At 42.8% G+C, this 13,400-nt stretch carries 11 protein-coding genes; 8 read left to right on the top strand and 3 right to left on the bottom strand.

Going from position 1 to position 13,400, the window contains the following annotated elements; genetic code table 11:
* Nucleotides 1-38: 38 nt before the first annotated feature.
* Nucleotides 39-1,733 (bottom strand): D-aminoacylase, encoded by a 1,695-nt coding sequence (locus KIT51_10690; protein ID UYN85357.1) that lies wholly within the window; start codon nt 1,731-1,733, stop codon nt 39-41.
* 119 nt (nt 1,734-1,852) lie between these two features.
* Here KIT51_10690 and KIT51_10685 point away from each other — a divergent pair, with 119 nt between their 5' ends.
* The 5 genes from KIT51_10685 to KIT51_10665 all read left to right on the top strand — a co-directional run bounded on the left by KIT51_10685 (nt 1,853) and on the right by KIT51_10665 (nt 6,125).
* A complete protein-coding gene (locus KIT51_10685) occupies nt 1,853-2,290 on the top strand; it encodes a DUF2062 domain-containing protein (GenBank protein UYN85356.1) in 438 nt (145 codons plus the stop codon).
* Between the two features lie 59 nt (nt 2,291-2,349).
* The gene (locus tag KIT51_10680) at nt 2,350-2,643 is read left to right on the top strand and encodes a hypothetical protein (GenBank protein ID UYN85355.1); all 294 of its coding nucleotides are present in this window, start codon (nt 2,350-2,352) and stop codon (nt 2,641-2,643) included.
* A gap of 92 nt (nt 2,644-2,735) precedes the next feature.
* Nucleotides 2,736-3,599, top strand: coding sequence for a leucine-rich repeat domain-containing protein (locus KIT51_10675; protein ID UYN85354.1), 864 nt, complete (start codon nt 2,736-2,738; stop codon nt 3,597-3,599).
* A gap of 208 nt (nt 3,600-3,807) precedes the next feature.
* Entirely contained in the window at nt 3,808-4,773 is a 966-nt protein-coding gene (locus KIT51_10670; protein UYN88561.1) for a TerC family protein, read from the top strand.
* A 254-nt stretch (nt 4,774-5,027) separates the two neighbouring features.
* A complete protein-coding gene (locus KIT51_10665) occupies nt 5,028-6,125 on the top strand; it encodes a BamA/TamA family outer membrane protein (GenBank protein UYN85353.1) in 1,098 nt (365 codons plus the stop codon).
* A gap of 9 nt (nt 6,126-6,134) precedes the next feature.
* Here the strand turns inward: KIT51_10665 and pcaF are convergent, their stop codons facing one another.
* Nucleotides 6,135-7,340, bottom strand: a complete 1,206-nt coding sequence (gene pcaF / locus KIT51_10660) for a 3-oxoadipyl-CoA thiolase (protein ID UYN85352.1) — start codon at nt 7,338-7,340, stop codon at nt 6,135-6,137.
* A gap of 168 nt (nt 7,341-7,508) precedes the next feature.
* On the opposite strand from pcaF, the gene KIT51_10655 reads away from it, so the two are divergent.
* From KIT51_10655 to KIT51_10645, 3 genes are all read left to right on the top strand, one after another.
* Complete coding sequence (locus KIT51_10655; GenBank protein UYN85351.1) at nt 7,509-9,152, top strand: PAS domain-containing protein; 1,644 nt, start codon at nt 7,509-7,511, stop codon at nt 9,150-9,152.
* Between the two features lie 94 nt (nt 9,153-9,246).
* Entirely contained in the window at nt 9,247-10,161 is a 915-nt protein-coding gene (locus KIT51_10650; protein UYN85350.1) for a pirin family protein, read from the top strand.
* Nucleotides 10,162-10,266: 105 nt separating this feature from the next.
* Complete coding sequence (locus KIT51_10645; protein ID UYN85349.1) at nt 10,267-10,833, top strand: hypothetical protein; 567 nt, start codon at nt 10,267-10,269, stop codon at nt 10,831-10,833.
* Between the two features lie 4 nt (nt 10,834-10,837).
* Here the strand turns inward: KIT51_10645 and KIT51_10640 are convergent, their stop codons facing one another.
* On the bottom strand, nt 10,838-13,282 hold the full coding sequence (locus KIT51_10640; protein ID UYN85348.1) for an ABC transporter permease: 2,445 nt from the start codon (nt 13,280-13,282) through the stop codon (nt 10,838-10,840).
* Between the last annotated feature and the right edge of the window lie 118 nt (nt 13,283-13,400).

The raw sequence follows: 13,400 nt of genomic DNA, 5'->3' as shown, positions 1-13,400 counted from the left end.
TCAATCAACAATTAATGACGCGAAGTTAGCAAACCCGGTTAAAACGATTTCTGTTTTCCTTGCCATCCGGGGCCACGCACCACCCGGCCAGGCTTGGCCCCGGTGTGTTCACCGTCATTTAATACTTGAACACCGTTTACAAAAACATGCACCATACCGGTGCTGTATTGGTGTGGTTTTTCAAAGGTTGCATGGTCTTGCACTTTAGCAGGGTCAAAGATGGCTATATCTGCAAAGTAGCCAGGTTGCAGCAAGCCCCGTTTTTCAATTTTTAGATTAGTAGCCGGTAATAAGGTAAGCTTACGGATGGCCTCTTGTAAGGTGATGACTTTTTCTTCGCGAACATATTTGCCGATTAACCGGGAAAAGTTGCCATAAGCGCGTGGATGGGGATTGTATTTTAAAAAATGACCCTCTGTAGCCGGAGCCTCTGCATCCGAACCAAAACTCATGTAGGGGAGAGCGATCTGGCGTTTCACATTTTCTTCCTTCATTAAAAAATACACTGTGCCAACCCGGGTACTATCGGCACATACCAGGTCCATGGCCGTTTCCTCTGCACTTTTTTTATGGATGTCAGCAACTTGCTTCAGGGTCATACCGGTAAAGCGCTTTAGCGAGTCGTTTGAGAAGCCAACAAGCAATACATTGTCAGGATTACCGGCCAACAGCAAAAGATTTTCCCATGCCTCAGAAGGCTCGCGCATTTCGCGCAAAGCTTTTGAACGGGTTTTAGGATCTTTCATACGGGCAATCCATTGGTTTATGCCGCCTTCCTGCAACCAGGTGGGCATGGAGGCATCAAGGCCTGTAGCACCGGCTGTGTAAGTATACATGTCAGTAGTGATGCGAAGCCCCTCGCGCCTGGCCGCTTCAATCATGTTTATTACCGAATCGATTTTGTTCCAATTTCGCTGGCCAGCAAATTTCAAATGGTAAATCTCAGCCGGTATGTTTGCTTCCCGTGCAATGCGAATAGTTTCGTTTACCGCACTGAAAATATTATCGCCTTCGCTACGCATATGGGTAATATACATGCCCTTGTAAGCTGATGCAGCCTTACACAAGGCGATCAACTCTTCGGTAGAGGAATAACTGGCCGGTGCATAAATGAGGCTTGAGCCAATACCCAGTGCACCTTCTTCCATAGCTTGCCGGGCCAATGCTTCCATGCGTTCCAATTCTTCCGGGGTGGGCGGACGATTGGCATACCCCATTTCATGGATGCGAAGCGTGGTTGCGCCAACAAAAGAAGCAACGTTTACTGCACTACCACTTCGCTCCAGAAATTCCAGGTATTCGCCCAGGGTAGTCCAACCTATTTCATGGTCGAGGCCTGATCGTTTAACGTCTTTCCGCATCTCTTCTTTCATCTGGTCGTTGAGCGGGCCCATGGAGAAGCCTTCACCCATCACCTCAAGGGTAACTCCTTGACGGATGTCGGATTGTGCGTTTCCATCAATAATCAGCGACTCGGTGGCCCAACTTAACATGTTTATAAAACCGGGCGAAACGGCCAATCCGGAAACATCATGTTGAGTTTTTGCTTTCGCTTTCGATAAATCACCTATGAAGGAAATGGAATTGCCTGTTATGCCAATGTCGGCAATAAATGGATCTTCGCCTGACCCATTATAAATCGTGCCACCCATTAAAATAACATCGTATTCGGGTGCCGTGGAACAGGTGGTTAATAATAAGATAATGCCGGTGATAATCAGGGAATTTCTCATAACGGGTAGATTAGTGTAGTAAAATACAACATTATCCAAATATGGATTGTTGTTTTGTGTGGAAGCGAGTTTAGATTAGTCCAGTGGTAAGAAGAACATTAGCAAAATTAAAGAATGTAATGCTGTTGGCTTTAAAGCGAGGCACCACTCCACGTATGTTGGCCATAACCTGTGCATTGGGCGCTGTGCTGGCTGTTTTCCCCGTGTACGGAGGCACTACACTATTGTGTTTTGTTGCAGCTATTGTATTTCGTTTGAATGTTGTTGTAATACAGGCCGTAAACTATGCGCTTACACCCGTTCAACTGCTTTTGATCGTGCCCTTTATGCAGGTTGGTATAGCCTTGTTTGACCTGCCAGCAAAATCGCTTGAGTATGATGGACTTATTGATCGTTTTAAAGATGACTCCAACTCCGTTATTTCAGAATTTTTGGGGGCATTGTTTGGAGGGATAGTGGTTTGGTTTTTTATCGCCATACCGATCTTTTTTGTGCTTTTTTATCTGTTTTACTTCCTATTCTCCAGACGGAACAGTAAATCCGGCTGCAACAGTTGATTTCCAAAACATTTTTTTGCGCTTAACGTTATAATAGCATTACTATCATCTTCGACAGTATGCGTATCAAAAAGCTTTTTTTAATTGTTTGCGCCTTCTTATTCCTTGGTGCTGATTTACAAGCAGCCACAGCTACCTGCATCAACGAAACTTACGAGCAGGAAGCTTTTGATTTTACGCGAACCCGGAATTTTGGAGTGGCCAGGGCAGAGAGTCAGCGTTCCTCAACCACTAACTTCATTGTTATTTTATTTCCCAAACCTGAAAAATCAAATAGGGTTAACTTCAGCATCAGTGAGAAGTTTCCGTTCGTTCAATCCCTCACCATCCTTTTCCAGGTCTTTAGGATTTGAAACCACAGCTTCGATTATACCACTGGTAATTCGACAGCTTATACACCCATCCGGTGGGTTAGCTAATTAATTCACTTCTAAAATCTCATTTTATGATTAAAGTTAATCAAATGCTTACGGGCATAGTTGGTGCCGTTGGCGTATTCATATCATCTGTATTGCCTGCGCAATCGGCAAAAAACTATACCTCGCTTGAACAAGCCTTATTTTTTCCTGACAGCGTGCAGTGGTTGTCGTTGCGTAATAAAGGGCTTACCGAAATGCCAGCTGGACTGTTTGCTTTGCGCAACACCCGGTATCTGGACTTAAGCCTTAACCCAATAAAGTCTATTTCGGGTAGGATTGAAAATCTGGAAAAGCTTTTTTATTTGGATTTATCAAATGGCGAGCTTACACAATTGCCTGAGGAGATAAAATCGTTATCCTTTCTCCGCTATGTTCATTTGCGGTATAGCAAGCCAGTAAATCTTGATCGTGACTTGCAACTGCTTGCCCAACTGCCAAACCTACGGGCCTTACATTTGAAAATACCGGGGCTTGAGGAATTGCCGGAATCAGTAGGGCAGTTAGCGCATATTGAGTACTTCGAATTGTCTGATACGCATATTAAAAACCTGCCGGAGACATTTGCCGAATTGAAAAACCTTAACGTACTCTATATCAATAATGATATGCGCTTTGATATGCTAAACAACATACGCGTGTTGGCCAGGTTGCCTAAGTTATCCGAACTGCACCTTGAGGGTGACCAATTCACCAAATTGCCTTCTTCAATCAACCAGTTGCGATCGTTGGAGTATCTATACCTAAATAATAACAGGCTAAAAGAATTGCCCCCAGAAATTCAGGATTTGAAAAAGCTGCGCTATATCGATGTAAGCAACAATGATATACCGAACCTGTTGCTTGATCAGTATCGCGATCAATATGCGCCAACGTTGCGTATTCGATTCTAAATTTTTTTAACCGTAAAATTTATACGATTATGAAAACATCAATGCTAGAATATTGTAAACAAGTTCTTCAACGTGTAACCTTTGACAGGCGACTTTGGACTAAAGAGTACCGAAAATCCCTCCAATGGTTAACCGTTAGTGAGTCCAAGCAGTTGCGTGAATGGGTACGTTCCTCTAAACAACAAATGAACCAACTATGAATTTTTCGATGGAGCATACCACCTTATATTGGGTTGCGTTTAATGTATTTGTTCTGGCCATGCTTGTTTTAGACCTGGGCGTTTTTCATCGGAAGACCAGGACGATTGGCGTTCGTGAGGCACTGGGCTGGACATTCTTTTGGATTGTGCTCGCCTTACTGTTTAATGCGGTAGTGTATTATCAGTTTGGACAGCAACGCGCTGTTGAATTTTTCACCGGGTACCTGATCGAAAAATCACTCAGTGTTGACAATATTTTTGTGATGCTGATAATATTCTCCTATTTCAATGTGCCGCAGCAGTATCAGCATAAAGTGTTGTTTTGGGGAATATTAGGTGCTTTGGTCTTTCGTATCATTTTTATTGTTGCAGGTATTGAACTGATCTCCAGGTTTCACTGGCTTATTTATTTATTCGGGGCATTTTTGGTTTACACCGGAATCAAGTTGTTATCTTCTACAGATGAAAAAATTGAACCTGAGAAAAACCCAGTGCTCCGTTTTGTACGAAAGATAATACCCGTAACCAGTTCTTATCATAACGATAAATTCTTTACCCGTATTGATGGTCGCTTATGGGCTACTCCTTTGTTTTTGGTGGTGATGGTTATTGAAGCAACCGATGTGGTTTTTGCGGTAGATTCTATTCCGGCTATCCTGGCCATATCAAACGATTCGTTTATCATTTATACCTCCAATGTGTTTGCTATTTTAGGATTACGGTCACTCTATTTTGCCATGGCAGGTATCCAACAGTACTTCAGTTATCTTAAATATGGTTTGTCCATTATCCTGGTTTTTGTTGGAGGTAAAATGTTATTGAGTGAACTTTACCCAATACCGGTTGAGGTCTCTTTACTGGTAATCTTGTCCATACTAACCGGGGCTATTGCACTTTCATGGATTTTACCAAAAAGGTCAGGTGCCATAGCGGTTAATGCTGAACATCCAGGTAAAGCTGGCCATACTCCATAAACTTACCGATGTCCGGCTTCCTTCGGGAACAACCGGACATCGGATTATTTAAAGTTTACATATCCATTGATTTGGATAATCATTTGCCCGCGATGCGAAATTATCGGTGAGATGCCGGTATGCGGATCGCATTACCTTTGGTATGTTTTGATTTCGGAAACTTTTAATCTTGTTTCAGTTAAAAATTAGGGTAGTTTTAAAACTTTATCAGTTTGATATTTCAGCACCCTATGTTTTTTTGGAAAGCAATATCTGTGCTTCTGTTTTTAATGCTATCCTTTAGCAGCAGCGGACAGCGAAAAATTTTTGGCATCAGCCCGCTAACCGATACGGTGGCCATAGAAAAGAAAGGTTTTTTTCTGTTACCCTTGATTTACTACACGCCTGATACCCGTTGGGCTTTTGGCGGAGCCGGTGTATACTATTTTAAAGTCGAGCCAAAATATGAATATGAACAATTGACACGGATTTCTTACGTGCAGTTTCTAGCCGACTATACACAGAACGATCAGTTAGATGTATGGGGCTTATGGAATATTTTTACACGCAATGAAAACTTTCTGTTTAAAGGTGAGCTACGTTACCGGAATTTTCCTGACCGGTTTTATGGGATTGGCAACGCCACTTTAAAAGCACAGGAAGAAAAGTATGCTTATAACCTGGTAAGCATTAAAAACCTGGCGCTAAAAAAAATCAAACCTTCATTGTTTGTTGGTCTGGATTATCATTTTGAACGTGAATATGGATTTTCCTATACAGCAGGCGGAAGCCTTGAACAAGGTACAATTACCGGTTATAAAGGAGGGACGGGATCAGCGATTGGTATGGTTGGTGTTTTAGACAGCCGCGATAATGCGATTAATGCGCATAGCGGCAGGTTAGCAGAACTTTCTACCTATTTATATACACGTGCCCTGGGCAGTACGTTCTCTTTCTTTAACCTGAATGGTATTTACCAGCACTATTGGTCCCTTGGAAAAAATAAAACACTAGCCCTGCAAAGCAGGCTTCGCTTAAGTTTTGGCGATGTTCCCTTCCTGGATATGTCTACCGCAGGTGGTGACGATCTTTTACGGGGTTATCCAAAAAACCGTTTTCGCGATCAGCATTTTATTGGTTCACAACTCGAATATCGTTATCCTTTATTTTGGCGATTAGGACTGGTTTCATTCGCTGGGTTAGGTGATGTATTCAATAGCATCAACGACATTAAGGCTAATACCCTTAAATATTCCATTGGATCAGGATTGCGGTTTGTAGTGAACCCTGCTGAACGCCTGAACATTCGTGTTGATTATGCCCTTGGCCGGGAGGGAGGGTACTTCTATTTTTCAGTAGCAGAAGCTTTTTAACAACCCATGTTAAATCCTTTCAATAACAGTTGCATAACCTTGCCCCAACCCGACACACATAGTACATAGTGCATATTTTTTCTTTTGTTGTTGAAGTTCAACGGCAGCAGTAAGTAAAATGCGAGCGCCCGACATCCCCAGCGGATGACCTAATGCAATTGCCCCACCGTTTGGATTGATACGTGGGTCATCATCAGTTAAACCCCATGAGCGAATACAGGCCAAACTTTGAGCTGCAAATGCTTCATTCAGTTCAATCACATCAATATCGCTCATTTTTAGACCGACTTTCTTCAGTGCTTTGTTGGAAGCTTCCACCGGTCCAATGCCCATAATGCGTGGTTCAACACCTACAACCTGTGACGCAACAATGCGTGCCATAGGTTTAAAGGAATATTTTTTTACAGCATCTTCAGAGGCAACCAACAAAGCGCATGCGCCATCATTTAGTCCGGATGAATTGCCGGCTGTAACGGTACCATTTTCACGGAAGGCCGGTTTAAGATTAGCCAAGGCTTCAAGTGTAGTGTCGGGTTTTATAAATTCGTCTTCTGAAAAGAATAGTGGAGAACCTTTGCGTTGCGGAATTTCTACAGCAAAAATTTCCTGAGCTAGCCGTTTTGTGTCTCGTGCCTTTGCTGCCTTTTGCTGACTGCCAAAGGCAAATAAATCCTGATCGCTGCGGGAAATGCGATGTATGTCCACCAGGTTTTCGGCAGTTTCGCCCATGGCTTCAGTGCCGTAAAGCTTCTTCATTAAAGGGTTAATAAAGCGCCATCCAAAACTGCTATCGTAAAGTTTGGCATCGCTGCCGTAGGGTAATGAAGTTTTTGAAAGTACATATGGGCTACGGGTCATGTGTTCGACACCACCTGCGATAAACACCTCGCCATCACCTGCTTTTATAGCCCGATTTGCATGAATTACAGCCGACATACCTGATGAACATAAGCGATTGATGGTTTCACCCGGCACAGAAACCGGCAAGCCGGCCAGCAGGGAGGCCATACGGGCGACATTTCGATTGTCTTCACCGGCCTGGTTACTACAGCCAAGAATTACATCGTCTATGGTGCTGGGGTCAAAGTGAGGTAGTCGTGTGATCAAAGCTTTTATGGTCAGTGCAGCCAGGTCATCAGCTCGTACTTCTGACAACCCGCCTCTAAACCGTGCAATAGGGGTACGTACTCCATCGATAATAAAAGCGTCTTTCATATAGTGTTCAATGTTTGTTTATGAAGTTTTAACATTTGTATCTCTTATATAGAAGTGATTGAAGTTTTCTATGAAAACCTGGCCGCTCATAAAATATTTTCATCGCCAAGTTAAACATTTTAATATACTGTAGGTTTTTATACGATACCAAAAGCTAAAACACACTCTATGAAGATTCAATTTTTAAAAGGTAACCTCCGTAAACAATTAGCGGTACTAAATAACCAGAATGATACCTATCAAGCTTATATTAAAGAGGCTTCAGAATTTATAAACAATATCGAAAAGGGGAATTTCAATCTTGACATTTCAGAGAGATTACTGGAAAGTGAGTTAGGGGCTGCTTTGGCCTCCATGAAAGGACACCTGCTGGAAATTGCTGAAGAAGAGCAGAAACGGAGTTGGTCAAATGCAGGGTTGGCAAAATTTTCTGATATCCTGAGGAACAAACAATCCCTGACTCTTGAAAATCTGGCAGACGATATCCTTCTGAATTTGGTAAAGTATGTTGGTGCCAACCAAGGGGCTTTATTCATACTGGAAGGAGAGGGAACGGAGCGGGAGCACCTTAAGATGATTGCCTGTTACGCATATAACAGAAAAAAATTCCTGCAAAAGGAAATCCTTCCTGGTGAAGGTCTTGTCGGGCAATGCTTACTGGAAAAGGAGGCAATTTTTATGAAGGAAATTCCTGCCGACTACGTAAACATAACCTCTGGATTAGGAGAAGCCACCCCTCGCTCAGTACTTATTTCGCCATTAATGATCAACGAAAAGGTGTTTGGAATAGTTGAACTTGCATCGCTTAAGGAATTTCAGCCACACCAGATCGATTTTATTAACAAGCTGGCGGAAAATATTGGTGCTACAATCAAAAACGTTAAAGAGAACGAACGGACAATTGCCTTGCTGAATGACAGCCAGCAACAAGCTGAAGAGTTGCGTTCACAGGAAGAAGAAATGCGTCAGCATATGGAAGAGATGCAGGCTACTCAGGAAGAGATGAAACGTCAAAGCGAAGATTTAAATCGGACTACGGCTGAGATGAAAGTAAAATTTGCAACAGATATTACTGCGGAACAGGAACGATTAGCTGAGAATAAAGGAATATTAAATGGCATAGATTCCACCATGGCAACCATTGAGTTCAAGCCAGATGGAACCATTATAAGTGCGAATCATAACTTTCTTAAAACGGTTGAGTACTCGCTGGCTGACATCAGTGGTAAGCACCACAGGATGTTTGTTCCGCAGGAGATACAAGAAACACCTGACTACAAATCATTCTGGCTGCGGCTTGCTGCAGGCGAATCAATCACGGGTACCTTTAAGCGGATAGCTTCCACCGGTAAAACTATTTGGTTGAATGCTATCTATAACCCAATCCTAAATGCCAATGGTGACGTAGCGAAGGTTATCAAATTCGCTACCGACATAACAATAGAGCGCGAGATGTTGGCAGAGGGTGAAGGGCTTTTAAAGGGAATTGATTATTCCATGATAACTATTGAGTTTAAACCGAATGGTACAATTATTAAAGCCAATGCTAATTTCCTGAAAGCCATGAATTATTCCCTAAAGGAAATTCAAGGCAAGCATCATAAGATTTTTGTTCCAGACACCATAAAAAAATCTAAGGAGTATGAGGATTTCTGGTCGCGTTTGGCCAAAGGTGAACCTATGACCGGAGTTTTTGAACGTGTTACTGCCGATGGAAAGCCTGTTCTGTTAAATGCCATTTATAATCCAATAGTAAATGCAAACAATGAGGTTACTAAGGTTGTGAAGTTTGCTACCATTGTAAATTCATAACAAGAGCAATAATGCTCTTCTTATAATTGCTCCGCTTTCAATCATATTAGTGCTATCTTAGATGATCGCAAAGTGCAAGTAGTGCTCATTAAGTATGATTGAAATAGTTATAGAAGCAAGAAATACTGCTTTGGCCCCCGGTATGGAGGTAAAAAGAATACTTCCATTCCGCCAGAAGCGTATGGTTGGCCCATTTATTTTTATGGATCATGCCGGACCAGTTCATGTACAGCCCACTGAAGCTTCGAACATGGATGTTTTGCCTCATCCACACATAGGTTTGTCAACGGTAAGTTATCTGTTTGGCGGAAAAGTAATGCACCGTGATAGCCTGGGAGTTGAGCAAATGATTGAACCGGGCGAAGTAAACTGGATGACAGCCGGCAGTGGCATTGCGCATTCCGAACGCTTTGAAGACCCTAAAGTATTGACAGGAGGGGAGTTGGAAATGATCCAGACCTGGGTAGCCTTGCCTGAGAAAGATGAAGAAGCAAATCCTGCTTTTACTAACTATAAACCCGAAGTATTACCTGTTTTTACAGATACCGGTGTATGGATGCGATTGATTGCCGGAAATGCATATGGATTAAAGAGTAATGTAAAAACTCACTCGCCCTTGTTTTATCTGCACGCCACACTCGAACAAGAAGCACGGTTTGGTCTGCCGAAAGAGCATTCGGAACGGGGCGTTTATATAGCCAAAGGAAGCCTTGAAGTTTCGGGAAGAACCTATTCGGCAGGGCAGTTACTGGTATTCAATAAGGGCATTGATCCAGTTATTGTATCAAAAGAACCGAGTACACTAATGTTGTTAGGTGGTGAGCCTTTGGGTGAACGTTTTATCTGGTGGAATTTTGTTTCCTCGCGCAAAGAGCGAATAGAGCAAGCTAAGGAAGATTGGAAGCAGGGCAGGATTATACTGCCACCAACCGATAATCACGAATTTGTACCCCTTCCGGAAGATAAATCCAGGCCGGCCGGAAGTCCTTCACCGGGGTTGCTTTCTTAAGCCTAACATCAGTTTTATCCCTTGAAGCTGTAAAAATAGTTCTATAAATTATTGCTTTACTTTGAAATACAAAGTACTTTTGAATCAATAAAACAATAAAAGTATATGAAGGCATTACTGAAATTTCCCCAATCCATCTTTGGGGTTGCTTTAATCACCGCACTCATCTTAATGGTGCCGTTGGTTGCCATGCAATTTACCAATGAAGTAAACTGGAGTTTTAGCGACTTCCTCATTATGGGTATTCTGTTGTTCAGTACCGGGCTTGGCTATGTACTACTAACCCATTACTCACCAGGCTTAATCAATCGGGTGGCATTTGGTTCGGCTATCGGTTCAACATTCCTTTTGATTTGGGTGAACCTGGCTGTGGGATTAATTGGTGGTGGGCCAAATCCTGGTAATCTAATGTACATAGGGGTAGTGGCCATAGTTATTATCGGTACCTACTTTTCCCGATTCACATCAAGGGGTATGGAACGAACCATGCTTGCTGCATCACTAGCAGTAATCTTGGTCGCTGTAATCGCCTTGCTAACGGGTATGCAACATTATCCAGGCAGCTCAGTTGGTGAGATTATTGGAGTGAATGCATTCTTTGTTATGTTGTTTGCAGTTTCAGGCTTAGTTTTTCGGAAGGCAGCGTTAGAGCAAGCAGCTAAAGGCAAATAAATCACTATTCACTTTTCAATGATTCAATAGGATTAGTCCTGGCGGCCACAATGGATTGGTAGCCCATCGTTAACAACGCCAGTAAAAATGTAATAATACCTGCACCTGCATAAATCCACCACGTGATCTGACTTCTAAAGGCATATTCCTGCAAATACCAGTTGATGGAATATGCGGCAATGGGTACCGCCAACGCAAAGCCGATGAGAATTAATTTGCTGAAGTCGAGAGATAAAAGCAAAACAATGTTTTGTGCTGTAGCTCCCATTACTTTTCGTATTCCTATTTCTTTGGTGCGTTGTTCTGCCGTGTAAGCAGTTAGGGCAAACAAACCAAGACAGGCAATGATGATAGCCAGTGCAGTAAATGCCGTGAACAATTTCCCCACCTTTGCCTCAGTATTGTACAGGCTCTCGAAGTTCTCATCCAGGAAACTGTAATGAAACGGCTCTCCGGGAGCAAGGGCTTTCCATTTCTTTTCAAGAGTGTTGATCACTTCTTGTGTATTAGTGGTTTCGTAACGAAAGGCGATGGATTGACGGCTTGAGCCAAAAAACAATCCAAGAGGGGTGATGTTCTTTCGCAACGATTCAAAGTTGAAATCTTTCACCACACCAATTATTTCCCAATGCTCAAGGTGCGATTGATCCTGCGAGCCATCAGCATTTTGACGGAATAAGGAAATCTTTTGGCCAATCGGGCTATCTGGAAATGCAAACCGGGCCACGGCTGTTTCATTTAGAATTACCGCAGAGGAGTCGGAGGGATGATCGGGTGAAAAATTACGTCCTTCAATAATTTCTAAACCAAGTGTTGGAATGTATTCATAATCCACCATCCACTTTTCTCCATTCACTGAGTTTTCCGGTAATGGTAGCGATCCGAACTTCCACATGAGTGGTGTATTTCGTGCAGAACCAGGACCGGGGAGATAAGAAGACACCGAACCCGATTTGATCAGGTTATTATCCATCAGTTCATTCCTGATGGCCTCTAACTGTGCACCTACATTTTCAACATCACGTAGCACAACAACCTGCTCTTTATTAAAGCCTAATTTTTTGTGGCGCATGTAATCCATTTGCAGATGCAACGCAATAGTACCAATAATAAGGAAGATGGAGACCATGAACTGGAACACTACCAGTCCGCTTCGCAGCGTGGAAGAACCACTACCGGTTAATTTTCCTTTGAGTACATGGGCTGGCTCAAAAGCAGACAACACAAAGCCGGGGTAAAGCCCAGACAGAATGCCAACCACAATGGCAGCTATTAGCAAAACAATACCCAGCCAGATATTGGTGATGGGAATCGCCAGGTTCATTCCGGTAAGCGCGTTGAATACTGGAAGCAGCATGGAGGTTAGTGCCAATGCCAGTATAAATGCCAGCAGGCTTAGCATAGTAGATTCACCAATAAACTGCAGCGCTAAAAAGAAACGACTCGATCCAATTACTTTGCGAATACCCACCTCGCGTGCGCGCCTGGCCGATCGTGCCGTTGCAAGGTTCATAAAGTTGATGCAGGCAATAACAAGCGTGAACACGGCAATGCCCGTAAAAAGGTATATATAGTCAATATCACCATTGCCTTCAAGTTCATTTCGTAGATTGGAGTGAAGATGAATATCCGTTAACGGCCTGACACGCAAGGTTAGCGTATTACCTTGAGTGATAAAGCTGTCCATGAAGGACGAACCCAATGAAGATTGTGCATTCGGTAGTACATACTTTTCAACCATTACCTGAATTTTTTCTTCAAAGTCTTTTACATCCGTGCCCGATCGCAAAAGAAGATAGGTGTTGAATGGCCCGCCAATCCAGTTGCCGTTTTTTGATTCCGGCAATCCTTCCATCGACAAAAACATTCGATAATGAAAATGACTGTTTTCCGGAAGGTCTTTAACAACTCCGGTTATGGTGTATAGTGTTTGATTGTCTTTTAGTAAGGTTTTACCGAGTGCATTCTCACCCGGAAAAAATTGTTCGGCACATTTCTCCGTAATCACCATCGAGTGGGGGTCTTTCAATGCCATAGACGGATCGCCATAAATAAATGGAATGGTAAAAATGTTAAACAAGTCATTATCGGAATAGACAACCCGCCATTCTACAATATTCTCCACATCGCGTTTAAACTGAAATGAACCGCTGTAGCGGAATCGTGTGGCCGCTTCTACTTCCGGAAAATCGCGCACGAATACTTCAGCCATGGGTGGCGTTACTGCAGCATTGTAGGTACGGGTTTCTCCCATTTGAAGATCCCAGTCAATGCGCACAATCCTGTCCGCATTAACATTGAACCGATCGTAGCTTAATTCAAAGCGAACAAAAAGTAGAATGATCAGGCATACGGTTATGCCGATGGTAAGACCAATAACATTGATAAGTGTGTAGAAACGGAACTTATAAAAGTTGCGCAGGGCGGTGATGAGGTAGTTGCCAAACATAGATTTAAAGTATAAGCATGCATTATGAACACTCCAAGGCACATGCCACCGTGCATATTGCAATCAATTTCGAATTTATCAGATTATGGGGCATCAAACCATGATCAAAATCATACAC

The sequence above is a fragment of the Cyclobacteriaceae bacterium genome (assembly GCA_025808415.1).
In the GTDB taxonomy this organism is placed as follows: Bacteria; Bacteroidota; Bacteroidia; order Cytophagales; family Cyclobacteriaceae; genus UBA2336.
The sequence above is the reverse complement of the archived record's forward strand: the minus strand, read 5'-3'. Positions and strand labels throughout refer to the sequence as shown.

Bases quoted from the DNA above. Each gene is read 5' to 3' on its own strand.
- pcaF (UYN85352.1), bottom strand. From the start codon at position 7,340: ATGAAAGACGCTTTTATTATCGATGGAGTACGTACCCCTATTGCACGG.
- KIT51_10655 (UYN85351.1), top strand. From the start codon at position 7,509: ATGAAGATTCAATTTTTAAAAGGTAACCTCCGTAAACAATTAGCGGTA.
- KIT51_10680 (UYN85355.1), top strand. From the start codon at position 2,350: ATGCGTATCAAAAAGCTTTTTTTAATTGTTTGCGCCTTCTTATTCCTT.
- KIT51_10645 (UYN85349.1), top strand. From the start codon at position 10,267: ATGAAGGCATTACTGAAATTTCCCCAATCCATCTTTGGGGTTGCTTTA.
- KIT51_10650 (UYN85350.1), top strand. From the start codon at position 9,247: ATGATTGAAATAGTTATAGAAGCAAGAAATACTGCTTTGGCCCCCGGT.
- KIT51_10675 (UYN85354.1), top strand. From the start codon at position 2,736: ATGATTAAAGTTAATCAAATGCTTACGGGCATAGTTGGTGCCGTTGGC.
- KIT51_10670 (UYN88561.1), top strand. From the start codon at position 3,808: ATGGAGCATACCACCTTATATTGGGTTGCGTTTAATGTATTTGTTCTG.
- KIT51_10640 (UYN85348.1), bottom strand. From the start codon at position 13,282: ATGTTTGGCAACTACCTCATCACCGCCCTGCGCAACTTTTATAAGTTC.
- KIT51_10685 (UYN85356.1), top strand. From the start codon at position 1,853: ATGCTGTTGGCTTTAAAGCGAGGCACCACTCCACGTATGTTGGCCATA.
- KIT51_10690 (UYN85357.1), bottom strand. From the start codon at position 1,733: ATGAGAAATTCCCTGATTATCACCGGCATTATCTTATTATTAACCACC.